The organism is Lacipirellula limnantheis, from assembly GCF_007746075.1.
Taxonomy (GTDB): domain Bacteria; phylum Planctomycetota; class Planctomycetia; order Pirellulales; family Lacipirellulaceae; genus Lacipirellula; species Lacipirellula limnantheis.
The window spans coordinates 1,339,968-1,365,116 of the sequence record NZ_CP036339.1 but is presented as its reverse complement, the minus strand read 5'-3'; the positions used below and the strand labels follow the sequence as shown (position 1 = coordinate 1,365,116).

General features: G+C 62.9%; 19 protein-coding genes. 5 read left to right on the top strand and 14 right to left on the bottom strand.

The window, feature by feature from the left end:
• Positions 1-53: 53 nt before the first annotated feature.
• Positions 54-3,113: an MMPL family transporter gene (locus tag I41_RS05225; RefSeq protein ID WP_168206704.1), complete on the bottom strand. Its 3,060-nt coding sequence runs from the start codon at positions 3,111-3,113 to the stop codon at positions 54-56.
• A 271-nt stretch (positions 3,114-3,384) separates the two neighbouring features.
• Entirely contained in the window at positions 3,385-4,686 is a 1,302-nt protein-coding gene (locus I41_RS05220) for a BBP7 family outer membrane beta-barrel protein (protein ID WP_168206703.1), read from the bottom strand.
• Between the two features lie 314 nt (positions 4,687-5,000).
• On the opposite strand from I41_RS05220, the gene I41_RS05215 reads away from it, so the two are divergent.
• From I41_RS05215 to ribD, 3 genes are all read left to right on the top strand, one after another.
• Positions 5,001-6,050 (top strand): transaldolase family protein, encoded by a 1,050-nt coding sequence (locus I41_RS05215; protein WP_145431538.1) that lies wholly within the window; start codon positions 5,001-5,003, stop codon positions 6,048-6,050.
• 259 nt (positions 6,051-6,309) lie between these two features.
• The gene (locus I41_RS05210) at positions 6,310-8,430 is read left to right on the top strand and encodes an SEC-C domain-containing protein (RefSeq protein ID WP_145431537.1); all 2,121 of its coding nucleotides are present in this window, start codon (positions 6,310-6,312) and stop codon (positions 8,428-8,430) included.
• A gap of 126 nt (positions 8,431-8,556) precedes the next feature.
• Positions 8,557-9,666 (top strand): bifunctional diaminohydroxyphosphoribosylaminopyrimidine deaminase/5-amino-6-(5-phosphoribosylamino)uracil reductase RibD, encoded by a 1,110-nt coding sequence (ribD, locus tag I41_RS05205; RefSeq protein WP_145431536.1) that lies wholly within the window; start codon positions 8,557-8,559, stop codon positions 9,664-9,666.
• Positions 9,667-9,715: 49 nt separating this feature from the next.
• Here the strand turns inward: ribD and I41_RS05200 are convergent, their stop codons facing one another.
• On the bottom strand, positions 9,716-10,138 hold the full coding sequence (locus I41_RS05200; protein WP_145436258.1) for a secondary thiamine-phosphate synthase enzyme YjbQ: 423 nt from the start codon (positions 10,136-10,138) through the stop codon (positions 9,716-9,718).
• Positions 10,139-10,546: 408 nt separating this feature from the next.
• Between I41_RS05200 and I41_RS05195 the strand changes: the two genes are divergently transcribed.
• Positions 10,547-10,777 (top strand): hypothetical protein, encoded by a 231-nt coding sequence (locus tag I41_RS05195; RefSeq protein WP_145431535.1) that lies wholly within the window; start codon positions 10,547-10,549, stop codon positions 10,775-10,777.
• Between the two features lie 171 nt (positions 10,778-10,948).
• On the opposite strand, the gene I41_RS05190 is transcribed toward I41_RS05195, so the two are convergent.
• From I41_RS05190 to I41_RS05145, 10 genes are all read right to left on the bottom strand, one after another.
• A complete protein-coding gene (locus I41_RS05190; protein ID WP_145431534.1) occupies positions 10,949-11,176 on the bottom strand; it encodes a carbon storage regulator in 228 nt (75 codons plus the stop codon).
• 132 nt (positions 11,177-11,308) lie between these two features.
• Positions 11,309-11,596 (bottom strand): hypothetical protein, encoded by a 288-nt coding sequence (locus I41_RS05185; RefSeq protein ID WP_145431533.1) that lies wholly within the window; start codon positions 11,594-11,596, stop codon positions 11,309-11,311.
• 494 nt (positions 11,597-12,090) lie between these two features.
• Entirely contained in the window at positions 12,091-12,726 is a 636-nt protein-coding gene (locus I41_RS05180; protein ID WP_145431532.1) for a SpoVG family protein, read from the bottom strand.
• Between the two features lie 25 nt (positions 12,727-12,751).
• Positions 12,752-13,678: a 4-(cytidine 5'-diphospho)-2-C-methyl-D-erythritol kinase gene (ispE, locus tag I41_RS05175; RefSeq protein WP_168206702.1), complete on the bottom strand. Its 927-nt coding sequence runs from the start codon at positions 13,676-13,678 to the stop codon at positions 12,752-12,754.
• Between the two features lie 372 nt (positions 13,679-14,050).
• Positions 14,051-14,665, bottom strand: coding sequence for a dTMP kinase (gene tmk / locus I41_RS05170; protein ID WP_246133806.1), 615 nt, complete (start codon positions 14,663-14,665; stop codon positions 14,051-14,053).
• Between the two features lie 66 nt (positions 14,666-14,731).
• Positions 14,732-15,730, bottom strand: coding sequence for a helix-turn-helix transcriptional regulator (locus tag I41_RS05165; protein WP_145431530.1), 999 nt, complete (start codon positions 15,728-15,730; stop codon positions 14,732-14,734).
• Entirely contained in the window at positions 15,657-18,125 is a 2,469-nt protein-coding gene (locus tag I41_RS05160; protein WP_168206701.1) for a TolC family protein, read from the bottom strand. Before I41_RS05160 ends, I41_RS05165 begins: the two co-directional genes overlap by 74 nt.
• Before the next feature lie 322 nt (positions 18,126-18,447).
• The gene (locus I41_RS05155) at positions 18,448-18,942 is read right to left on the bottom strand and encodes a hypothetical protein (protein ID WP_145431528.1); all 495 of its coding nucleotides are present in this window, start codon (positions 18,940-18,942) and stop codon (positions 18,448-18,450) included.
• Between the two features lie 100 nt (positions 18,943-19,042).
• Complete coding sequence (locus tag I41_RS05150) at positions 19,043-21,343, bottom strand: hypothetical protein (RefSeq protein ID WP_145431527.1); 2,301 nt, start codon at positions 21,341-21,343, stop codon at positions 19,043-19,045.
• A 294-nt stretch (positions 21,344-21,637) separates the two neighbouring features.
• On the bottom strand, positions 21,638-23,299 hold the full coding sequence (locus tag I41_RS05145) for a hypothetical protein (protein ID WP_145431526.1): 1,662 nt from the start codon (positions 23,297-23,299) through the stop codon (positions 21,638-21,640).
• Between the two features lie 304 nt (positions 23,300-23,603).
• On the opposite strand from I41_RS05145, the gene I41_RS05140 reads away from it, so the two are divergent.
• Positions 23,604-24,044, top strand: a complete 441-nt coding sequence (locus tag I41_RS05140; RefSeq protein ID WP_145431525.1) for a thiol-disulfide oxidoreductase DCC family protein — start codon at positions 23,604-23,606, stop codon at positions 24,042-24,044.
• Positions 24,045-24,092: 48 nt separating this feature from the next.
• On the opposite strand, the gene panB is transcribed toward I41_RS05140, so the two are convergent.
• Positions 24,093-24,920: a 3-methyl-2-oxobutanoate hydroxymethyltransferase gene (panB, locus tag I41_RS05135; protein WP_145431524.1), complete on the bottom strand. Its 828-nt coding sequence runs from the start codon at positions 24,918-24,920 to the stop codon at positions 24,093-24,095.
• Between the last annotated feature and the right edge of the window lie 229 nt (positions 24,921-25,149).

Genomic DNA, 25,149 nt, shown 5'->3' with positions numbered 1-25,149 from the left:
GGCAGGGCAAGCCATTGCCAGAATACCACGGCGGCCCGAGGGCAACAGCCAGCCTATTCGCCCGAGGCGTGACGCAACCGCTGGAGCTTCGCCTGAAGGCTTTCGTGAGGGCCCTCCGCGTCGCGGCCGCCATGAGACGCAGGTACAGGGGTGCGGCCACGATGCGTCGGGGCGGGCACGCCCGTAGCGGCGGCGTCCGTGCGAGAGGGGCGAAGTTCGCCGTCGCCCTCGCCGGGCAGAACGATGCGCACCGGCGGGATCGTCTGGTTCGCGGCCGCCGGCGCGGCGTCGGCCCCCATCATCGCGGCCAGCGGGCTCGCCATGATGGCCGGCAGCACGACGAGGCAGGCGAACAGGACGGCGGCTTCGAGGCCCAGAGCCACCAGCCCAAGCTGATGGAATAGGGTAACGGGGCTCAGCGCGAGCGCGGAGAAGCCGATTCCGATCGCAATGGCGCCGTCGACCGTGGCGGGTGCGCAGCGCGCGAACGCCATGCGAGCCGCCTCGTCCCGGAAGAGTTCGGCGTTGACGCCGTGGCGGAACCAGGCGACGTAATGGATGGCCCCGTCAAGCGCCAAGCCGACCGCCAAGCCGCCGATCAGCACGATGCCGAGATCGTATGGCAGGCCAGCCCAGCCCATGACGCCCAGCGTCAGCGCGAGCGGCAAGGCGACCGCGATCACGGCCGCCAACCCAACAACCGGATGCCAAACGACGCACATCATCGCCACGATTAGGCCGGGCACGACGACTTTCCAGACGATGCCCGGCGTCGCGCTCAACTCTTCGCTGACGGCCGTTGCGATCATGGGCGTCCCGTTGAACACAGCGCGAATCGGTCGCGCGCCGCCGATTTCGACCGAGGGGGACGTCGCTGATTCCTCGATCGGCGGCAACTTGCCGAGGTCAATGACGCTTAGTCCGGCCTGCGCCAAGCCCGCGAGGGCCGTGGCTTCCGGAGAGGCGTCGGCAACAGGCGCAGCCAAGACCACCGCACTGTTTCGCAAACTGTCGGCAGCCCGCTCGCGCGCGGCGGCTGCTTGGCCTTGGCGTTCAAGCTGGCGGGTGTTGTAGTAGGTGACCCCTCCGCGCTGAACGCCGCTCCGATTGAGCAAGGCGCCCAACAGCGCCGCGGGCGCGCCGTCCTCCGGCGTCGCCGCGTCGTCGAGTCCGTGGAACAAGATGCAAATGGCGGCGTCTTGCAATTGGCCGCCTCGCTCGTGCAATTCGCGGACTAGCCAGTCGCGTTGCTCGTACGCCTGAAGCACTGGATTCACCGCAATATGCACGCGGTCGCGCGTCGCGAGATAATCGACGGGCAGTCCGGGCGTAGCGGCCATCAGTCGAGCGCTGACCCGCCAAAGTTGCCGGCCTGTTTCGAGATCGCTGCCCATGCGACGCTCGGCGCGAACTAGCTCAAGCGCCGTCAAGTCGCGCTGAAGTGCAACGCCGTCGCCGAGATCGCCGCTCGCCGGCAGCAACGTACCGGCGGAGAGCGACCCGCTTAATTCAGAGATGCCGTCGAGACGAGCTTGCACTTCGCTCACGAACTCCATTTGTTCGCGCTTGGTCATGCGGTATTGCTGACCGTCGACTTCGGGACTTTCGTGGGGGTCGCGATGGCGTTCGTTCGGCACGGTCAGCACAATTTCGAGCGGCACGGCGTGTCCGACGCGAGCCCCGAACCAGTCGTAATCGCTGACCAGCGCTGAGCGGCCTCCCAGCAGTGCCGGCAGGCGCGTGACTGGGTTGAGTTGCTGCGCGCCAATGACCGCGGCTGCGAGTACGAGCAAACCGGCGGCCGCCATCAGGCCGCGGCCAGTGATCGCGGCTTCAAACACGCTGGCCAGGCGCGGCGACGGCGAACCGTCTTGCCGCGGGCCGGCCATCGACTTCACAGCGCGGTCGCCGAGCGGAAAACGATGGAGCCAAACGGGCAGAATTGCCAGCACAGCGCCGACGCTCGCCAGCGTCCCGAGACCGGCGAAGAGGCCAAAGCGCCGCAGCGGTAAGAGATCGCTGAAGCAAAGGGCGCCCATCAGGGCGGCGAAGAGCAAGGCGACCATCCCCAAGCCAGGCCAACCATCGGCGACCGCGCGCTCGGCGGCCCCGTCGAGGCCGTGGGCCAACCGGGCGTCACGGTAGTAGTGAAGCACGCGGAGCCCGGCGACAAGCGCCAGAGCGTAGGTCAGCAGCGGCGCAGCCATCACTAACGCATCGGCGACGCCCAGCAGCGGCGTCGGCCGGCCGAGCGACAGGACTTCGAGCGCTCCCGAGTAAAACACAATGGCCAGCATGATGACGCCGCTTGCCACGGCGGGGAGGGCGACCATCGCTGCCAGGCGAATGCTGTGCAGCCGCCAGGCGCAGATCGCCGCGCTCAACAGCACCGCGAGACTGCCCCAGCGGAGCAGCGAAGCGAGGTTCTCTTGGCCCGTGAGGACCGCATCAATCGCGGGACCGGCCATCCGTAGGGAAGCGACTTCGATGCCGCTTTCCTGGGCTGCCGTACGAATGCGTTCGATCGCCGAGGCGACGGCGGCGTCGCTGGAGGCGGCCAGCGGAGTGACGTACGCCACGAGACAAGTTTGACGCGAAGCATAACCTAACGACGCGCCGCGCTCGTCGCGTTGAGGAGGCCCGACAAACGTTCCCTCGAGCCGGTCGATCGCGCCTTCATACGCCAATCCGTAAGGGGCCGCAGTGAGCCGATCAACCCACTGCGGTCCGGTTTCGACGCGGGCGATGGCGGAATCAGGGCCGGCCGCCTCTTGTTGCAGCTTGCGAGCGAGCGTCGCGAGCTTGGCCGGTTTGCCGAGAGTGCAATCGTCCCAGCTGACCATGATAAACTGCTGACCGTCGAACTGCTCGCGAAACCAGCGGTCGTCCAGCGCCACGCCATGCGACGCCGGGAGCCAGGACTCGATCTGATTTGATTGCCGTTGGACTGCCTTCCAGGCTCCAAGCGGCGCCAGCGCCAGCACGAAGAGCGCCGCCATCGCGACGAGCAAGTAATGAGGCAGTCCAAGCGTCGTGCGCGCCAAGAACGATGGTTGCTTCGTCGGCATGGAGAGGCAGTCGCGCGGGGTCGTTTCGAAGCTCCCTTTCCTCATGAAAGGGGCTCGGCGAGTTGCGTGCCGGGCTGCTCGCATCCGGTTGGCGAACCATGGCCCCGCGCACTCGCCATGCAAGCAACTACGGTAGCGTCAATCGGCGCCAGAGTCTACGCCGACTGCGAAGCCTCAGGGCCTTACGGGCTTGTAGAAGGCCGCTCAAAACTCGGGCGGCGTCAACGAAAGCGAGCCGCAGGGTTTGCCCCCGCGGCTCAGATTTGATTGCTAGCAATCTTGAGTCTGTCGATCGCGCAAGCTTACCGGGGCATGGTTACCAATACGACTCGATGCCGACCGAGCCGCCCATGTAGACGCAGTCGCCGCCGGAGGCGATCGCGGAGTAGCCGCCGGGGATGAAGTTGGCTTGGAACGGGGCCAGCGCGACCGATTCGATGTACAGCAGGTCCAGTCCCGCGCGGAGCGAGACGTTCGGCCGTAGATGCCACTTGGTGAGCAGGCCGGCCTCGCCGACGAACGAGAGGTTGTCCTCGGTGCTGTCGGTTTCGCCGCTGTTGACGATCGTCGTTTCGCCGACTTGGAACGCAGACTTCAAGTGCATGCGATTCCAGTAGCCGCCAGCTTTGGCCGTTGCCGTGATGCTCCACCGCGCCGTTTCGTAACCGAACGAGCCGCCCATCTGCGTGCCGAGCAGGCGGTTTTCCGTGTCGATGGTGTAAAAGCCCGACTCGTTCAAGACGTTCGTCACCGGAATCTCGGTGGCGTTCCAGTCGAGTTCTTCGCTGACGTCGATGTACCGCAGGCCGGCCAGATAAGAGTAAGTCTTGGTGGGGTTGGCCGCCCGCACCCACGTGCCATTGGGCTGAAGTTGCAACTGGTCGCGAGACATGCGCGTGCGAACCGTGTAGTTGAGCTCGCCGCTATTCATCTCGCTGTCGTAGACGTAGTTCATGCTGCGTGCGCCGTCGAACGACTCGTTGACGCGATCAATGAAGTTCGACACTTGCAAGCCGTTGGTCGTCGCGGCGTCGAGACTCACCGCTTGCTGCCAACTGCCGCCGCCGAGCCAGGTCGCCTCCAGCAGATGATCGCGATTGCTAACGTCGCGGAACAAGAATCGGCCAAGCTTAACTCGGCCGACGCCTTCCATGCCTGGCCGCGATCCGCCAATCTGCAGGACGTTTTGCACGATGTACTGCCCGATCGGATTCGTCGTGACGACGCGTTCCTCGTTGGCGAGGATGAGCCCTTTGCGTTCCCAACTGCGATTGAAGGCGACGTAGTCGAGTTCCGTGAACCAGAATCCTCGCTGCAGCCAGGTGCCGGAACTTTCGAAGTAGGGCGTGCACTGCTCCAGCAGGTGCATCGGCTGTCCAAGAATGGAACCGTCGAAGCCTTCGGTCTCTTCGCCGGCGGCAATCGGTTCCAGGGGGCTGTCGCCTTCGTCAACGACGCTGGGCAGCGTTTCGCCGCCGTAGTCATTGCTCAGATCCACTGCCGGCGGCAGGTCGCCGCCATCGCCGGTCAGCGGTCCAGACAACGTCTCCTGCGCGGTCGCCCCTCGACTCGCGAGTGCGAGCACCAGACCCAACAGAAGAGGATTGAAGATTTTCACCGGACAGTCTCCTCGCCCAACGGTCCCCCCAGCGACGCACGGTTTGCGCCCGCCGTTTGCACAACTGTTTAATCGTCCGCCACTGACCATCAGCACAGGAATAACCGCTAGAATCGCCAAAAACGTTTCCACCGGAACAACCGCCAAACTCGTGGCCGAACCACAGTCTCGCCTCGCTTTGCGCAGATTAACTACCATGCTGGCGCCCGCTGCCGGCAGCCTGAGTCCAGCCGACCCTGGGACCACTCAGCTCGCGCAGCGGCGATTCGGTATGATGACAACGGTCCGCATCCAGTCCTGCAGGTGATTCCGCCATGCCCTCCCCCATCGAATCGATTGTCGCCGCCGGTACCAAGATTTGGCTCGACTCGGTCGATCCCGATTTGGTTCGCGCCAACCGAGCTCTGGGCGCCTCCGGAGCCACGTCGAACCCGATCATCATCAGCGATCTGATCAAGACCGGACGCTTCGACGACCAGCTGGCCAAGTTGCTGCGCAGCGGACTAGCCGATGCCGATGCCGCCTGGGCGCTCACGGATCAGGTGGTGGCGGGAGCCCAAGAGGTGTTTCGACCGGTGTGGGACCAAACTCACGGCGACGACGGCTACGTGAGCTTTGAGCTCGACCCGTTGCTGGAAGACGTCAACTGCCAGCTGGCGATCGAAGAACGAAGCCAGCGGTACATCGAACTCGGCACGCACTGGTCCAAGGAGCGCCCCAATCGCATGATCAAGGTGCCGGCCACGCCGGCGGGGCTCGGCGCGCTGGAGGAATTGTGCGCGCGGGGCATTTCGCTCAACGTTACGCTCGTCTTTTCGATGCGACAGTATGAAGCGGCGCGTGACGCGGTATGGCGCGGGGCGCAACGGCGAAATACACTGGATGCATTCAAGAGCGTCTACAGCATCTTTATCTCGCGGCTAGACGTCTATACGGAGAAGTACGTCCCGAGTCTTTCGGAAGCGGCGCAGGGACAGGTCGGTCTGGTAAACGCCAAGCAAATCTGGCGGGCGAACCAAACGTTCTGGGCGGACAAAAAGACGCCGCTGAAGCAGGAGATCGTGTTCGCCAGCACAGGCACCAAACGGGCCAGCGATCCCCCCTGGAAGTACGTCGAAGCGCTCGTGGGCAGCGACATTCAGACGAACCCGCCGGCGACGAATGACGCGGTGCAGGCCAGCGGGCGGACCTTCTCGCGCACGATCGATGACCTGCCGCCTGCCGAAGTATTGAGCGAAATAGCCGCGAAGGTCGACGGCGTTCATATGGAGCAGACGCTCATGGAAGAGGGGCTTCGCAAATTCGCCGATCCGCAAAAGGCGTTGCTCGCACTGCTGGAGATCAAGCGGTCTTCGCTTGCATAACGTCGGAAACGGTGCGTGCCAAATTCGCCGCGCCGAACAGTCTTCAGGGTGGAAGTTTCGCCGCCCCGCCGCTGCGCGAGTCCACTTCTCGCCCGAATGACGCGCCTTTGCCCGCGGGCTCAAGGCATCAGCGGTCTGCGTTTGCTGACTGGGCGGCGGGTCGTCGCCCGTTCCCCGGTTTGGTACGATAAAGTCCCCCGACGGCGCCATCCCCTCCGGTCCGACTCTCCATTCACTACGACGCAGAAAGCTCCCGGCCATGGCCATCGATCCCTATTCCCCGTGTCCTTGCGGCAGCGGCAAGAAGCTGAAGTTTTGCTGCGTTGATCTCGCCGCCGACATCGAGAAGATCACGAAGCTAGTCGCGGGAGAACAGCCGCACGCGGCGCTGAAGCATGTCGAGACGCTGCTCGCGAAGCAACCCGACCGAGCGTCGCTGCTCGACATCCGTGCGATGATCGAGTTGTCGCTTAACGATCTGGATGCTGCGGAAGAAACGCTGGAGCACTTTCTGAGCGTGGCGCCCCAGAATCCCGCGGCCCATGCGCAATTGGCCGTGCTCGCCGCCTCGCGCGGAGAGGTCATCCAAGCCGTCACTCGGCTGCAGGATGCGCTAGAGCTGACGGACAACGACATGCCCCAGCGAGTGTTTGAGGCAATCGGGGCCGTCGGGCACGCGCTACTGATCGACGGGGACATGATCGCCGCTCGCGCCCATCTGTTGCTTTACGCGGGCGTAGCCCCCGAAGGGGATAATCAAGCGCTGGAACTATTGCTGCGGCTCAATCTTCAAGGGGGGTTGCCGCTGCTGTTGCGCGATAACCTGATGTTGATGGATTGCCCGTCGCACTTCGCCACGGGCACCAAGGGGACTTTTGAGGAAGGCTTGCGACTCGCGCGTCGCGGCTTGTGGCGCCGCGCCGAGGCGGAGTTCGCCAAGATCCTCAACGAAGCGAATCCCGATCCCGCGGTCACCTACAACCTGGCGCTCATGCGCGGCTGGCTCGGCGACGAAGGGCGTTTTGCCGAGGGGCTCCACCGGTTTGCCAAACTCAACGTATCGCTCGACGAAGCGGTCGAGGCCGAGGCGCTCGCCCAACTCGTCGATCCAAACTTGGAGGAGCCTGTACTGCAGTCAGTGCGACTCACGTATCCGATCCTCGATGAAGACGCCGTCACCGAGAAGCTCGCCAGCGACAAGCGGATTGAGCACTACGAACTCGATCCGGAGTCGCTGGAAGAGGACGAAGTCACTCGTCCTCGCAGCACTCACATCCTGTTGGATCGCCCCGTACCCAAGACCGGGACGGATCTGAATTTCGAGGATGCGCCGAACGTCCTGGCGTTCATCAGCATCTACGGCAAAAGGACCGATCGCGACGCGCGCGTCGAGGTGACGACCGACCGGGGCGAGCAGTTTGAGAAAGTGCAGCAGTTGATCGGCCAGATCTTGGGCGACGCCGTTGGGCCGCAAAGCGAGGAAGAGGTCGTTGCCGAGAAGTCGGCGTCGGAAGAGGCGCTCAGTTGGCGTTGGCGATTGCCAAACGACACGCCCCCGGCGCTCCGGCGGAAGTTGCTCGCGCAGCGGCGCCGCCAGGCAATCGTCGACGATTGGACCGCGGCGCCGCGAGCCGCGCTCAACGGATTGTCTCCGCGCGACGCGGCTGGTAAAGCCGAGTTGCGCATTCCGCTGTTGGCGAGCATTCTGATCGTGGAACAGGCGGCCGTTGATCCAGAAGAGCAGGCGATGTTTCAAGAACTGCGCGAGCAGTTGGGCGTGCCGCGAGCAGAGGCCGTCGATCCGGCGAACGTCGACTGGGAGCGCATTCCGATCACGCGGCTGTCGCGGCTTGACATGGCCAAGGCGCCAGAAGATCGGTTGATGCAGCTGTTCAACCGTGCGTCGATGTCGGGCGCCGCGGTGGCGTCGTTGGCTTTGGCGCATGAGTTGATCAGACGCAATACGCCAGGCGTCGACCTGGGTCCGGTGTTCCGGCAGGTGATTCGCTCTGAACCGGATCCGGACAAGGCCCTCCAGTGGACCGCCCAAGCCAAGGACTGGGCCGCTCGGGCGACCAAGCCAGCCGGAGAGTGGTCGTTGCTGGAACTTGAGGTGCAGATCGAACGGGGCGATCCGCTCGGCGTGCAGGAGACGCTCAACGAAATTCGCGCGAAGCACCTCAACGAGCCGGGCATTGCGGAGGCGACGTACCGACTGCTGTACGCGGCCGGGTTGCTGACGCCGCGAGGCATGCCGACCGGCGGCGGACCGCTAGAGACGCCGGCCGCTAACCCAAGCCGGCTCTGGACGCCCGACCAAGGCGCGCCCGCAGCTGCGCCGAGCGCCGGCGGCGGCAAGTCGGCGATCTGGACGCCGTAGCATGGTATGCGGCTAGTTTTTCACCACGAAGATGCAACGAGCGTCACGAGGGAAGTCGAAAATGCTTTCCACCCAGGCGTTGCGCGTTAGCGTCCCTCTTTCGTCGTGCCGCCGTGGCTTAGTTCCATGAACGACAATTCACGACCCATGCAGAGGGCGATCGAACTCGCCCGCCGCGGTGAGGGGCTCGTCGAACCGAACCCCATGGTCGGCTGCGTGCTGGTGCGCAACGGCAACGTCGTCGGCGAAGGTTGGCATCAGCGGTTTGGCGGAGCGCACGCCGAGATCGAAGCGCTCGCGACAGCGGGCGCGGCAGCGCACGGCGCCACGGCCTTCGTCACGCTGGAGCCGTGCGCCCACCAGGGCCAGACGCCTCCTTGCACGGAAGCATTGATTGCTGCGCACGTCGCCCGCGTCGTCGTCGGCTGCCGAGATCCTAATCCCGTGGTAGACGGTCGCGGGATCGGCGCCTTGCGGGCCGCCGGGATCGCGGTTGAACTTTTTGAAAGCGACGGCGAGGCGGCTGCGCTGATCGCCCCGTTTACCAAGCTAATGAATCGAGGCCGCCCCTGGGTGATCGCCAAGTGGGCGATGACGCTTGACGGCAAACTGGCCGCTGCCTCCGGCGATAGCCGATGGATCAGCGGCGAAGAGTCGCGCGCTGTGGTTCATCGGCTACGGGGGAGGATGGACGCCATCGTCGTTGGCCGCGGCACGGCCGAGCACGATGATCCGCTGCTCACTGCACGTCCCGTAGGAGCACGGACGCCGACGCGGATTGTGCTCGACTCTCAAGCGGTGCTGTCGCTCGACAGTCAGCTGGTGCGCACGGCGTCCGAGGCGCCGGTGCTGTTAGCGGCCGCTGCGAACGCGCCAGAATCGCGTTGTCATGCTCTCCGCGAGGCAGGCGTCGAAGTTTGGCAAGCTGCGCCAACGGCATTGAGCGCTAGCGATCGCTGGCTGTCCCTGCTCGATGAACTCGGCCGTCGGCGCATGACGAACGTTCTCGTCGAAGGGGGAGCTAAAGTTCTCGGCGCACTGCTGGACGCGCACGAAATCGACGAGGTTCATGCCTTCATCGCACCGCGGTTCGTGGGGGGCGCAGGGCCGAGTCCGTTGGCTGGGGAAGGACTGCCGACGATGGCGCAGGCCCTCTCACTCGTGGATCGGTGCGTCGAATCGCTGGGTGAAGACCTTTACGTCCATGGCCGTTTGAAGAGTGAGAAGGCCCGCTAACGACCAAGCGCGGTGCGTCGTCCAACTCGTAAGCGCGCCCGTCGGGAGTTCACTCTCCCCAGATCGTGGCGATTAACCGTCGCCGCCCGCCATGGTTCCGGTGTTCGCACAGGTAGATGCCTTGCCAGGTCCCGAGCGCCAGGCGCCCCTCGCGAATGGGGATTGAAAGCGAGGCTCCCAGCAGGGACGCCTTTACATGGGCGGGCATATCGTCGGGACCTTCGCATGTATGGCGGTAAGGGAAGCTCTCCGGCGCGAGCGCCGAAAACGACGACTCCAAATCGAGCGGCACGTCCGAGTCGGCGTTCTCATTGATGGAGAGAGAGGCCGACGTGTGCTGTAGAAACAAATGGAGCAGCCCAACGCGGATGCCGGCCAAATGAGGGAGTTTCGCCAAAATGTCGGGCGTTACAAGGTGAAACCCGCGCCGTTTGGCAGGCAGCTCGATCTCCTCCTGGAACCACCTCACGATACCTCGCAAAGTCAGCGTAAACCCGCGGTTTTACCGAGCGCACTCGGCCTCGTTTCGGTTTAGTGCAATTCGATTCAGCTGGCAGCTCGACCTAAGCGTTAAGGATTCGCGCAAAGGGGTTGTTAAATTGCGTATGGGCCTCGAAGTCAAGGGGAAAAAACTTGACTTGGTTCACCAGCTGGTAATAATCGCTTAATCCAAAATTAAACAGCCGGCGGCTGGTGGCGGCGAATGGATCGCCTCACCGTTGAAGCACCCACCAAGATTCCCACCTCTGCATTGCCGGCTGAGGATTCTTGCGAGCACTGACCCAGGCGCATCACTCAGAGGCCTCGCGGCCTTCGCTCGCATTGGCGCATTTCGATGCAAGGCAATATTGTTCGTTGAACTAGTAAAGGTAGCAGGACCATGCCCGATCCCAAGTTGAAGAACGTTTTCGAAGCGATCCTCAAGTACGGTCACGACGAAGACTTCGCCCCGCGGATGGATGAAGAATTCAAGGCGACCCAGGCCCCGGCTGGCTCACGCGAAAAGCTCGAAGTGCTGGCGGAGCGGATTCGATCGGGCCAACCGCTCTGGCACGAGGAAGACCGCTCGGACTACACTGGCCTGACCGGCGCCGTGCGTCCTCGCGACTAGTTCCTTGACGAAGCGATTTTTCGACGTCGCCTGCTGTTTAACTCAGCAAGTGCTCGACGAGATTCGTCACGGGTGCGTGGATTGTCAAAGATCAGCAGAAGAGGCCGTCCCGGCGTCGCCGGGACGGCCTCTTCGCATCCTAAGAAGCACGTTTCGACGCAGCGGGCTTTCTTACGCGGAACGGGCCAGCGACGCCAACTCACCGGCGGCGACCTCGACTTCCAGCGATTCCAACGAAGCGTCCGCAGCATGCGGCTCCAGCTCATCGCGCAGGACCAACATGTCGCGCGGCGCGTCAATCCCCAGGCGAACCTTATCCCCGGCGACGCGAACCACCGTGATGACGATCGAATCTCCCAACTTGATGCGTTGCGATTGCTTTCTAGATAGGACCAGCATTTGGTTGACCTCCATGTTTCCCGCGGCGGGACGTTGTGTACTTCTGTATAGTATACCGAGCCGAACCGGGTTCGCAATGCCGGCCGGCGAATAATTCTGGCATTCGTTAGCTGAGGCGCGCTCAGCGGCGTCTCAGGCCCCGACCAAGGGGGCCTCCAGCAATCGGGTGCGCTGCATCCGTCGTCCGCACGAGCCGTAGAACAGGATCGTGTTCTGCTCAGTTTCCCAAATCGCGGTCAGGCGGACGGCCCGAGGGCCCTGGAGGCAGTAGTAAATGCCGCACGGCTTGCCGGAGCGATTGAGAATTTGTTGGGTCAGCGGGAAGCGATCGGGGTCCAAGGTCTCCAGACGGCTCAGAGTGCGGGCGACATACTGATGGACTTGCTCCAGCGTCGTGAGACGCTCGGCGTTCTCGACCATCGAGCGGCAAACCTCATGGGGGACTTCTTAAGCAGTCAACTCACGGTGAGGGGACTAGACGCGGCGTTCTCTTGTAGCGACCTCTCCGTTGGCGAGCCAAGGGGTCTCTGGTTGCACAGCGTACTTCGTCCGACTTCGTCATCAACTCGCCAGCCTTAAGCTGGGTGACTTGCGACAGCCTTAGATATCGGCGGCGAGTCGCCGCTAGCTACAGAGCCGCCGTTAAGATTTGACGAGTAGCGAAGCTTGCACGCTAGCGTCGCATGGGCGCGATCGAGATGTTAGCGCGAAGCGTTAGAGCCGCTTCCAATGGAATCTCACCGAAGAGATTCAACGTCGCTTTCGCTCAAGCGCGTGCTGCGCGCCGGCATGATGCGCTGCGAGGAGTGCCGCGAAGAATGGGGACGCTCGCCTGTTCGTCAATCCTCTTCATTGCACTCAGAATGAATTGACGTTGCGTTGGCGTTAGGGCGACGATTGCCTCGCGCCCATGCTTATTCGCCGGGAAAAATGCCTGCGCCGAAACCGGTCTGCGGCGGCTCCCGATAGTTATTGCGCGCGGCCGTCGGTGAAGAGGAGGGCGCGTTGCGATCGCGAGTCTGCCCGCCAGCTTGCGGCCGGTTGTTTCCGAGGTGCGAATGTCGCCGCTGGTGAGCCTGATCGACTCGCGTATCGCCCCCCGCCGCTTGCTGCGGTCGTTTGAAATCGCCGAATTCCACGTCGAAGTCGTCGTAGCGCGACACGTAGTCGGGGTGCTTCGCGCGCTCGATTTCCTCGAAGTATTCCTGGACGACGACCTCTTGAATCATTTCGCGACAGGCCGAGTTGATCGGATGCGCGATATCGGCGTACAGCTTGGCTCTTCCGTCGGCGTCGAGCGGCATTCGGTCGTTCGAGAGCTGACTGCCGCACTGGTTGCAGTAGGGAGCGCGGAGATGGTTCTTCATTCCGCAGCGCGGGCAATGCGCCGTGAGCTTGCGGCTCGGCATCGCCACGAAGGGACCGCTGGTTCCTTCGATGATCTTCAGGTCGCGCACGACGAAGCAGTTGTCAAACGTGATCGAGCAAAACGCCTTGAGACGTTCTCCCGGCTCGTCCATGAGTTTGATCCGAACCTCGGTGATTTCCACGGCAATACTCCTTGCGAGGTAGTCCTTAGCGGCACGTCGCGGTCGTGAAGACGGCACCCAAATTGGCGGAGGCAAGAACTGCGGCGGCTCGACGAGCATGGCGGGCGGATCGCATCACGCCGAAATAGGCAGAGCCGCTTCCGGTGAGTTGGTGGGCGCAGCACCCCAGCGAAGCAAAGATTGTGCCGAGCCGCTCCACCACGGGACAGAGGCTCGTCGCGGCGGCCTGCAACGCGTTCGTCATCCATCGCGCCGCCGACGTCAATGAGCCCCGACGCAGCGACTCCAACAATTGTGCGAGCCGCGTGTGGCCCTGGCGACCTTCGGCCGGGTTCCATTCGGGGGCATCGAGCTCGCGGAAGGCGCCGGCCGTCGAAATTCCCTCGCGCGGCGCGACGACGACAACGTTGAGGCGGGGCATCGAGTCGACTGGCGCGACGCGCTCGCCCCGCCCCCGGCAGACGGCCGTCTGACCTGCCATGAAAAACGGGACGTCACTGCCCAGTTGCGCGGCAAGGTCGCTCAAACGTGCCGGCGAATAGCCGATGTTCCAGGCGGCATTCGCCAGTACGAGGGCCGCGGCGGCGTCGCTGCTGCCGCCCCCCAGGCCGGCCTGGATCGGGATGCGTTTGGTGAGGACGAAGGAGCCGTGCGGCGGCCTACCCGCCGCTGCAGCCAATGAGTGAACGGCGCGCCAAACGAGATTGCGTTCGTCCGGGGGCGCCTGGTCGACCAACGTGGTCGCCGAGAAAGGATGGTAACGGAAGCTGAACTCAGCGGAGCCGTCGATGTCGTGAGGATGCCAAACCAGCCGGTCGTAGAGGCGGATTGGCGCCAACAAGGTTTCCAGCTCGTGGAACCCGTCAGGTCGACGTCCCAAAACGTCGAGATAGAGATTTAGCTTGGCCGGCGCAAGGGCCTCCCAAGCGTCACCAATCCTCCGAGCATACATTCTCGCAGCCCCATTCCCTGAGGGCATGGCGCCAAGGACGGCGACTGGCCACCCGAGCCAGGTCGAACCTTGGCGTGCGTTCCGTGCATCTGCGGCTGACGAATCGCCGACTCGCGGCCGATGGTATGGACCTGCACGGGAATCACACTGTTGTCGTATCGACGATCTAACCCGACGTTCGCCACCAGGAAGCGGCGAGACGAATCAGCAAATTCGCGGACAATGAACGTAAGCTTAAGTGCCATGAGATTTTAGCGCTTTTGGCGTACGGAGTCAATTCGGACCGCGCGGCTCGGTGAAACGACCGGTTTCAGTCGGGCCTTCGGACGAAACCGCGAAGCTTTGCGGCCGCAGAGCCTGCTTTTGGCGTCGCTAGTTGAGCAACTTCGTCGCGATCTCGCGGATTTCCTGCTGGATCGAATCAACCTGGCGATTGGCGGCGATCACGTGAACTTTGCCGTTGGAACCGGCGGCCTCGGTCAGAAAGCCAACCCGCAGGCGTTCGCGGTAGGCTGTTCCTCGATTCTCAACACGATCGAGTTGCCTCCCCATCCGTGCCAGGGCGATCGCGGGATCGAGATCTAACAGGAAGGTGCAGTCGGGCATGACCCCGTCGGTGGCGATGGAACCAACTCGCCGTACCGCCTCGACCGGCAATCCGCCCGCGTGGCCTTGGTAGACCAGGTTGGCGAGCAAGTACCGATCAGAAACCACCGTGCGGCCCGCTTTGAGGGCGGGTCGGATGATCTCGTCCACCAACTGGGCCCGGGCGGCCATGTAGAGCAGCATCTCGCTGCGCGGAGCGATGGGAGTAGAGTCGTCAGCGGCTAAGAGGAGCTTCCGGATCTCCTCACCCGCCGCCGTCGTGCCGGGATCGCGGCACACGATGGGATCGCGCCCCTGGTCGCTCAACCACTGACAGAAGAGCTTTAGCTGAGTGCTCTTTCCGCCGCCGTCGATGCCGTCGAAGGAGAAAAACAGGGACATGGCAACTGGCGACCGGCGTTAGGGAGCAGAATGACTGCCGCAGTTTTACCCGCGGTGAACTATTGCTCACAATCCCCGGCCAGGGAGAGGCGTTTCGCCGCTGTAGGCGTCGTAGAGGTTTCGTACCCGTTGAGCGACTAGTTTACGGAGTTTCGCCGGGCGGAGCACTTCGGCTTGATCGCCATAACCGAGGATCCACCACACGACCTCATTCAAGCCCGAGACGCGGACGTGGAAGTCGAGCGACCCGTCGTCGAGCCATTCCAGCCGCTGCGACTTGTGCCAGGTAACCTCGGCTACATTGCTCGCCACCAACGGTTTAAAGCGAATCACAATGCTCTCGTCCGGACCTGGGCTCGGCATAATGTTCCAGGCGTTGCCGAGGTAACGCTCGACGCTAAAGCCCCGCGGCCGGGCGTACTTCTGAGGCAGCAACTCGATATTGGCAATGCGGCCGACGTTGAACGTTCGCGGTCCGCCGTGGAGTGAGCTACGGCCGTTGACGTACCACGTGTGCCGGTTGAACAGCAACTGATACGGACGCAGTTTTGTATCGATCTCCTCCCACTCGGTGAGGCTCCGATACTTGATGCGCACGATGCGCTGCTGGGACAACGACTCAACCAGCTGTCCGTAGACGGTTTCCGCTCCCTGCAATCGGTCGAGCGGATTAAGGCGAACATGGATGCAACGCGCGAGCGATTGCACGTTGCCGCGCAGCGACGCGGGGAGGGCGCTCTGGATTTTCAGCGCTGCCGAGCGGGCGGCTCCGAAGAAGGGTAGATCACATCCGGCGCCCAGGTCCGTCGTGAGCGCGACGATGGCCAGCGCTTCCATCGAAGTAAAGTTGGTCGGACGCAGAAAGTAATCGCCGGCAATCGAGTACCGTGAACTCGCTTTATCGAACTGCAGCGGCACTCCCGCTTCGCGGAGCGTTTCCAGATCGCGAAATGCGGTGCGGCGGCTCATGCCGCAGGCCTTTGCCAACCCGTCAGCGTTGTCCCCCTGTCCAGCCTGCAGCGTCTGCAGCAGTTTGAGTAGTCGCGTAATTCGCTTGAGGTTCATAGGCGGCGGACTCGCCAACGACGCTCGGCGCCGTAGCGGCGGGGAGCGGCTGCGGCGCACCGAAAGGATTCGGAACGGAACTCGCCGCGGCCGAACCGGCCGGCACGACGACGGTCGGAGCTACATCGGAACGAGGAAAAGGATTCATCGGAGCGGTTTGCGGAGCGCCCGTGGCGGCGACCCCTGCCGCGGGAGTCGTCGTCGGGTGAGCAGGCGCCGACGCCGGCTCCATCGTACTGACTGCCGGCAATTCCGCTAGAGAGCCGACGTCCGAGAATTCGCTCGCCGGGGCGAATTCCGATGTACTGGTAGCCGAAGCCTGCGGCACGCTCGGCGCCGGCGCGATTGGCTCGGGCACAATGGTCGGAACCGGACCCTCCCAAGCGGCGCCTTTGGCCGTACCGGGGGTCTGATTGTAGACACCGCGGCTCATGACGTTTGGACGGGTAAATCCGTAGTCCAACTCCATGGCGGCGTCGCGACGGCGCGCCCGACGGGTGGCGTCGAAGTACGCCTTGCCCGGCCAAGGCCCTTCCTGCAGGTAAATGCCGTTGTACTCCAGCAGCGAACCCTTCCGCCAATGGACCCGCATAATGGCCCGGTTGTAATCGACGAGCGACCGATAGTAGGCCGACTCGGCTTGGGCACGCCGCTGCTGGGCTTGCAGCAACAGATCGATCGTGACGCGACCCGAAGCATAAATCGCCGCCACGGCCTGCACGTCGTCCTCGGCGGCGGCGCGTTGGTTGAAATTGGTCTGCGTCGTGCCGTACGACAGGTCAAGATCTCGAATCGTCTGCCCCAACTGGTGCGAGATCGACAGTTCCATATCCTGCAGCACGGCTCGTTCACGGGCCAGCAGTAATTGAGAATGGCGAACCGTCGTCATCCCCAGGCGGAACCCTAACGGCATCGAGAATTGGAGCCCCGCTTCCCATTCCTGAAAGTCGCCGCTGGTGAGAGATTCCCACGCGGTCGAACCATTGAGAAACGGCGGAATTCCGTTGCGCGGTACGTCGATCAGGTCGTCGCCGGCGCCGAGCCAACGGTAGCGGCCAACCAGGTCGAGTCGCGGCAAGAGCTGGTTCTTCGCCGCGATGAGCTCCAGTTCGCGCCGCTTGATCGTCCACTTCTGGCGGCGAATTTCCTCGCGCCGCGCCAACGCTTCGATATGTATCGTCGCCCAATCGAATGTCACCGGCGCGACCGTCGGCTCGTCGGCAGGACGAATCAATCGACCGTCGGAGACGCTCAGGCCCATGAGGAAGCGCAGACGGTTTTCGATCGCGAACAAGTTCGATTGCGCGACTTGGACCTGCTGGCGGAAATTGAAGTACTGGGAGCGCGATTGGGCCTCCGTGTTCGCCTCGCCCCCCTCGCCGCCGATGACGAACTTGGCTTTCACCTTGCGCCACGTTTCCAGGGCGCTGGCTTCGCCGATGCGGCGCGCCTCGAGGTCTCGATAGCAGAAGTAAAGTTCCCAATAGGCCTCCTCCACGTCGCGCATCTGATCGCGGACGCCGGCCTCGAAGTCAGTGAGCGTCACGTCGGTGCGGATCTTGGCGATCAGCACGCCGTCGATCTGGTCGGAGAAGTTGCCCGACGACTCCTGAAAGCTCCGCGGCCCGGCAATACGGTTGTACTCGGTGCCTGCGCCCTGCAACAACGGTTGCGTGACGGCCGCTTCGACGTTCGCGAACCAGTCACTCGGCTGCGTGCGGCTGCCGTTGTTGTTCTGGTCGTAGTTGGTGTTGGTGCGGGCCTCGAACGTGCTGCCGTTGGCAGCTGTTTTCGTCAGACCCGTGGTGAACCGACCGGTGTCTTGTCGAAACAGCGGATTGAAGAAGTTGGGCGCGGCGGCGAGCCCGAAATTCTGCGGCCGATCGTTCTTTTGCCAGACGAGGCTCGAGTCGAGTTGCGCGTCGAATTCCGACAGCGCCGCTTCCACGCCGCGGCCGCTGAACTGACTGCCGGTGTTGCCGCCATAGCCGCTTTCGGTCAATGCGGCGTCGTAGGTGGTGATCGCATTGCCGCCGCCGGCGGTCAACGCTTCCGGCGCGGTCGTCGAGATATTTTGGCCGCCATCATTGATTCGGCCGCCGAGATTGCGGACGACGGTGCTGTTTTCCAGCGTCAGGCGAACGACCTCTTCGAGCGTGAGGTCCCAGATTTTGAAGTCTTGAGCGTTAGCGAGCGTCAACGGGGCCTGAGCGTTGGCGACGTCGGCAATCGGTTGGGCATTGACGTCGGGATATTCAATGTTGGTGGCGACGTCCATGTAGTGGGAAAGATCGCCATCTTCCTTGAAGTAAAACGGCTGAATCGGCGTGCAGCCGCTGCAGAGCGTGAGCCCGCACAGCAGCAGCGAAGTCGCCGTCCTTAGTTGCCGATTCATCATGCGCGATCTTTCTGACTGCCATTTCGCACCCCCCAGTGCGGAGTTGCGGCGGTGACGCCGCAACTTTTATTGCTCCGCTAGCACTCCTGAGCGGCTCGATGGAGCACGCGCGCAGGCCGACGGAACACTCAGCAGAATCAGTATCGTCTGCGCAATCGGCAAACTTTGACATTTTGCGAAATTGTTCCGATAGCGGTGCTAGCGATTAACGCTGCTCACGCACTCGCGCCCGCGCTCGCCACGCCCGCTAAGCCGTAACGGCCATTCAGCAAGGGGCGACGGCTCGCTTTGCCCCGCAATGCACACGCGAAGACGCCATTTAGACGTCCAGCCCGCCTAAACCTCCGAGCGCCGTCGCGGGGGTCTTCTCGCTAGCATCCGGCGAGGGCGCCGCGGGCTGCCCCGCAGCGAGAAAGCGATCAAATTCAATCGCCACGGCATGTCGCACGCGCTCGATGAGCCATTGCTGCACGGCCACAGGCACGCCGCCGCAAGTTTCGCTGACGAGCGTGACGTCGAGATTCACTTCCTCACATTTCCGATCACCCGCATCCGTACGGGCGACGCCCTCAAACTCGAAGCGGCAGACCCCTTCGACGTCGCTGTTGGCAAAGCGAAAAACGCAGCGAGCGTTTTGCAGGAAATACGTCCGCTCGACTCCGTAACTGCCAATCGCCGCCTGCATGCGGGCAGCTCGACGACGCTGGACGTCGGACGCGTCAAGCGGGATATCTAGCCGCTTGATCGAGCGCAGCGGCACACAGTCGAACTCAACGTCAACGACGGATGGGGGCGGCTCGATTGTCACCTTCAAATATCTCCTGCCGATATCATGCCGTCGGCGACCGACCGTCGCCAGAGATTTGTGGCGCGTGAGACTCAGCCCTTGTCGAACCGCCGAGGAAAACCAAACCTTACGGCGCCGCGGGCGGCGGCAAGATCCAGCCCACGGTCAGCCAACCATCGTCTACCTTGATTTCGTTCAATAGCAACGTCCCAACGGCCGCCACCCGAATCGGATCAAGCGGAATCTCCTTGGGAAAGCTCTCGCCGGCGTTGGCTCGCGCGTTGATGTTTTTCGCGAGCGTGCTGCGAAAACCCGATTGCTGGGCCGTCAACTGCTTGTCCCATGCGGGATCGAACCCTGTCGGAAAGACCTCAATGTCGCCGACTCGCTGCAGCACGATACGGTCGTCTTGCTGCATCACGGCGTACGTGATGATGAAGTCCCAGTTGGAGTACTCGACGTCGTCGCTGTAGAGCTTCGACGCCCTCACTCGAATCACGGCCTTGCCGTCGTCGAAGTGAACGCCAGCCGGCGCTTCAGAGTTCAGTGTGATCGCGTAGGGGCGGAACGGAGGTAACGCCGGCGGGGCGTTCGGGCCGCGCTCATCGGCTTCGCCTTCGACCACCTGATCGATAGTCTCGCTCGCCTTATCCACGACGGCCGCGCCGGTCGCCGCAACGCCGGCCAGTTTCGGCTGCTTGACCGACAGGACTTTGATCCAATTGGGAACGTCGCCCTGCAGGTCGGGCGCTTGCTCGGCTGTTTCCTGGCTGATTCGGGCCGAGGCCAATGCCAACGGCAGGTAGTTATTGACGGCCGACTCGTGGACCTGCAACAGCAAGTCATGACCAGGCTTCGGTACGGGCGGCCCCTGATTGGCGGCAAGTTGGTAGCGGGCGGCAAAGGTCGTTTCGATCTCGATGCCATTCGGCGACGAGCTCATGTGAAGGTATTCCGGAGTGACCGCCCGTCGGGTCAAGGGATCGCGCACGCGCGTCTGATAGCGAAGCCGCGCGTCGCCGAGGTCTTTGGCAACCCGCTCATTGAATTCCTCGATGACATTCTCTCGTGTGTGCGCAGCCGAGATCCGCTCCGCCTGCCGCTTCGACTCCATCGCCCGTTTCCAGGCGACTTTCTCGATGAGGTTCGCCGCGAATTGCCCGCCGGTCTTCTGGATCGACTTGATCTGCGTCCGCGTATCGACCTCGGCAACGGCGGGATCTGCCTCGAAGACCACGTCGCTAAATGAAAGGCGCTTGCTGGCGGCGTAGGAGGTATTGCCTAGCGAGTTGATGCGGACAGGTCCGTTGTAACCGTTCGTGCGCGAGTTGGCTCGGCCGGTGAGGTGAACCATCAGTTGGATGCTGTCGTCGGCAGGAACTAATTCGTACCGAACGTTGCCCATCGTTTGGGCCGAACCGAAGATGCTCGTCCCCAAGATGCAGTCGCGTACCGGGCGGGCTTGGCTGAAATCGCGGTTCGGGAGATTCTCCAGGACCCGCGCCGACGCAAAGCCGATGATGTTTTTCTGTGCGAAGCGATCCCGCACGGTACGGACGAAGTCTGCCGAGTGACCGAGATTATCAATCACCCCTAGGATGCGCCCCGCTTTCCACGCCGTCTCCGTGGTCGGATTTTCAAAATGCCGTTGGAGGTCGACGGCGATCTGCTTGAGCAATTCGCCGTAATCCGCGCGAATGTCCCGCGACTTAGAGGCGGTCGCCCACGTCGCCAAGGCTCGATAGCGCGCAATCGCCCGGGCCGCGTCGGTGAAGACTGGCAGTTCCAAGCCAGGTTGGTTCGCGCGGAAACGCAGCAGGACCTCGTCGAGTTTCATCAGTGAACCGCGGGTAATTTCGAAATCGTCCGCGAAGTTAGGTTCCAGCTGGTCCCATAACAAGAACTTCTTCCAGCCGCGCGCCAGCGACGTGTTGGGGCCGCCCCACGCCTGCTCCAAGTCGCGAGCGCGGTCGCGCATCGTCGCGCGGATTTTGACGAATTGCTCCGGCGTCAGCGGCTGACGGTCGTCGCTCACTGCCGCGGCGAGCGAGGCAAAGTCTGGCGTCCCCTGGGCGCTAAGTTGTCGCCGAAAGTCGGAAAGCGCATCGCGCAGTTGCGCGAATGGCTTCAATTCTAGCCCCGGTGCTTTGCTTGCAAGTCGCTCCAGCGCGTGGGTGATCGGAGCAGTGTTCGCGTTGGGGCCCTTGGGGACCTCCGTTCGCAACGCCGGGATGCCGACGAACCTCCGCCAGCGCTGCGCATTCTCGCCGGCTCCCAGCCACGCATCGACCCGGTCGAGCGCCGCGAGGACGGGCGCCGGATCGGGCGACGACGTCGGCGATTCCTGACCATAGCCTCGCGGGCTGACCGCGGCGAAGACGACGAGAGTTGTAAAACAAAACCCTAGCATCCTTAAACTTGACTTCACGATGCCGCTCCCGCGTCCGATGGTGCGTGTTCAATGCTGCTTCAATGCGCAACGGCCATGCTACCGGCCAGGTATGTTTTGCGCCAATTATCCAATCCGCCTAGTCTTGCAAATTGCGTACCTCCCCTGCGGACTTCGGGCAGGAACCCTCAAATTCGGGGGCGCAACCGACGCTGCCGCCGCGGGCGGCTTGGCGATGCGGGAGATGCGGGGCGCTGGTCAGCCTAGCCGCTGATCGCCGAGCCGCCGGCAGGATGATGCAAAAACGCAACGAACGAGGGGGCGGCGGACCGCCTATTCCCCATCGCGAAGGCGATTGAAGTAATCCTCCGCATTCTCGCGCTGCGTCTTGGGAAGCTGCTCGATAACGAGCGGATCAGCTGGCTCGCTCGCCGAGGCGGTCATTTCCTCCTGAATCGCCGCGCGAACGTCGCCGCGGATGTTCGGTCCGTCGGCCTCGCCCGTAATGACGGCGGCGCCCTTGCCGGGATTCTGCTTCACCTGCGAATCGCGGAACGCGACGTCGTTCTTCTCGTCGGGGCGCGGCCCCTGCCCTCGTCCGGCTCCCATACCGTTGCCATTGCCCGTGCCCGGCTTCTGCCCAAAACGGTTTCCCATTTTTCCCTGGCAAGCTTTGCAGCCCTCGCCCATGCACTCTGAGCATCCCATCGACGTCTTGGCCATTTCCAGCTGTTCCATGGCGGCGTCGAGCATTTCGCTCTCGCCCATTTCCTTCTGCATTTGCTCCATTTGCTGAGCTAGCTGGTCCATCGCTTGCGCGGCAGCCTTCTGGTCCCCCTTCTGCATCGCCTGCTGGGCCTCGGCCAGCTTCTGCGCCATCTGCTGCATCTGCTTCGATTGCTGCTGCGACTTCTGCATCTGGTCAAGCTTTTGCTGCAACTGGCCAGCCTCGGCGAGGTTCCCCTTCTTTTTTTGCTCGGCGATCTGCTTCTTGAGTTCGTCCATCGCCTGCTGCTTCTCGGCAGAGGCTTGTTCAAGCTTCTTCTGCAGTTGCGAAAGCTGTTTCTGCAATTCCTTCTTTCCGGCGCCGTCGAGCTTGCCGGCTTTCAATTGTTCCTTAAGTTTGTTGAGCTCCTGCTGGGCCTTGTCCCAGTTCCCTTCTTTCATCGCCTCGACCATCTTCTCGGCCGGGCCCTTGCTGAAATCCTTCATCCCGGCGAGCTGCTTTTTCAGCTCATTATCGCCGCCCAACTTTTCGCGACGCTCGGCCAGCTGCTTCGCCAGATCGTTCATCTTGACCATCGCCTGCTTGCGGTCGACGTCTTTCTTCACGGCCAGCTTTTCGACGTCTTTGTCGACCTGCAGCAGCAGTTCCTCCGCTTCCTTGAGCCCCTTCTTCGCGGCTTCCTTACGGCGCTCGACGAGTTTCTTCCGCAACGCATCCGTCGAATTCTCAAGAGCCTTGGGGGTGAGATTCGTCGTCGCAGGGTCGACGCTGCTCTGCGCTTGCTTGTTGTCGACCAGCAACACGAGGGCGCCGGCGAGCATCGCAGGAACGAGCGGCAGCAACGCAGAGCGGCCGACGTTGATACGGAAGCGTTGATCGATCTCCAAGCGGCCGATCGCTCTCAGGGCGTCGGCAAGGAGGGCGCGGCCGGCAGGAGTCTCGGCGGCTTCGGGCGGCAGGGACAGACTGCTCGCGACCCGCTCCTTGAGTTCAAAGCGGCGATCGATTTCCATCGCGGCGTCGAGCTCGCTGCGACCGCGGAGCCACGTCCACCCCAGTGCGACCGTCAACCCGGCGACCAGCGCACCGATCAGCCAGCTAGCCGCCCAATTCGCGGGCAAATCCGCGACCGCGACGAACTTCGGCAAGGCGATGGCCACTGCGGCGACGATCAAGGCCGCGAACCAGCAGTTGACGAGCCGATTGAGAAACAATTCCATCCAGAGCCGACGGCGAGCCCGAGCGACTTGCTTGCGGATTTGGTCCATGGCACTGCTTTCTTACGGCAATTGTGGAAACTGGGGCGGACGCCAACTCGTCAGCCATTCTATCGGCATTGGCCGATAGGGTCACGCTGAAAGGGCGTCCGCGGGGGATTTAGGGGGTAAACTGTTAACGCTGGCTTCCTTTGGCGGTGGGCAGTTTGCGGGTGGCGTTGCGGCGACCCCCGTCACCCCGAGGTACTCCGAGGGGTCCGCGTCGCCTGCCGCACTTCCTTCGCTTGATGCAATCCGATACTTGACCGCTCCGGCGGGTCGTTGACCCGCCGCTACTAGACTGAGACGCCGTACGATGGCCGCTAGTTCCACCGCCGCTCCCTTCCCCCTTCCCCGTCCTACCGACCGTCCCGGCGCCGACGTCGTGATCTACGACGGCGACTGCGGGATCTGCACGGCCCAGGTCAGCAAGCTGCCGTGGTGGGACTGCCAAGGAAAGTTGGCGTACCTCTCGCTCCACGATTCGGAGGTGAAGGAACGATTTCCCAACCTGCCGCACGACCGGATGATGCAGGAGATGGTGATCGTCGACCACCACGGCAACCGCCACTGGGGGCCGACGGCGATTCGTTACCTGACTTGGCGGCTGCGCCGACTCTGGTGGGCGGCGCCGGTCCTTTACTTTCCAGGGAGCATGTTGGTCTGGCGACCGCTGTACCGGTGGATTGCCAAGAACCGGTATCGACTGAGCGCGAAGGATTGCACAACAGGGGCTTGTCAGTTGCACATAAAGTAAAAGCAATTGACGCGACTAACGGATTCATGTCGCAAAAGTCGCGGCACGCTACTCAAACGTATGCTCCGCCGCGGGAAAGTCACCGCCGCGCACCTCGTCGCGAAACCCTCGGACCGCGTCAACCACCGTCTTGTTTAGATTCGCATACGCCTTCACAAATCGCGGAGCGTAATCGCTCGCCATTCCCAGGATGTCGTGCAGCACGAGCACCTGACCGTCGCAGTCGGCGCCGGCCCCGATGCCGATCGTGGGAATCGACAGCATCCCGGTAATCTTCGCCGCGATGCCGCGCGGGATACACTCCAGCACCATCGCAAACGCCCCCGCCTCCGCCGCAGCGCAGGCGTCGCTCATTAGCGCCTGCTCGTCGCGCTGCACGCGGTAACCGCCAAGTTGGTGGACGTTCTGCGGACGCAAGCCGCAGTGGGCCATCACGGGTATCCCGGCGGAGACGAGCGCCGCGATCGTCTCGGCCTGCTCGACGCCGCCTTCCAGCTTCACCGCCTGGCAGCGCGTCTCCTTGAGAATGCGGCCGGCGTTTTCAATCGCCTTGAACTTGCCAAGGTGATAGCTCGGGAACGGCATGTCGACCACCACCAGGGCGTGGTTCACCGCGCGGCCGACCATCTCGGCATGATAAATCATCTCGTCGAGCGTCACTGGCAGCGTGTTCTCGTGCCCCTGCACGACCATCGACATGCTATCGCCGACCAGCACCCCTTCGACGCCGGCCTCGTCGACCAAGCGGGCGAACGGGTAGTCGTAGGCCGTCACCATCGAGATCTTCTGGCCCGTCCCTTTGAGGGCCGTGAACTTCGGCACGGTCATCCGCTGAGAACGGCGTTGAGACTCCGGAGTTGACGTTTCTTTGGTCATTAATGCAGGCTAATCGACCCCGAGGGCCGCCGTCAACGAGCCCCATCCATTAGCCATCGATACAGATGGAACCGCCGATGAACGGGGATGAACGGGGATGAACGCCGGTAAATTCCATCTGAGTTAATTTGCGTTTATCGGCGGTTCCAAAATCCCTTCGATATATACCGGGTGACGTCAGAGAGACTGGCCCCGACTCCTAGAAAACCGTGCCGGCGGCAGGTATCCT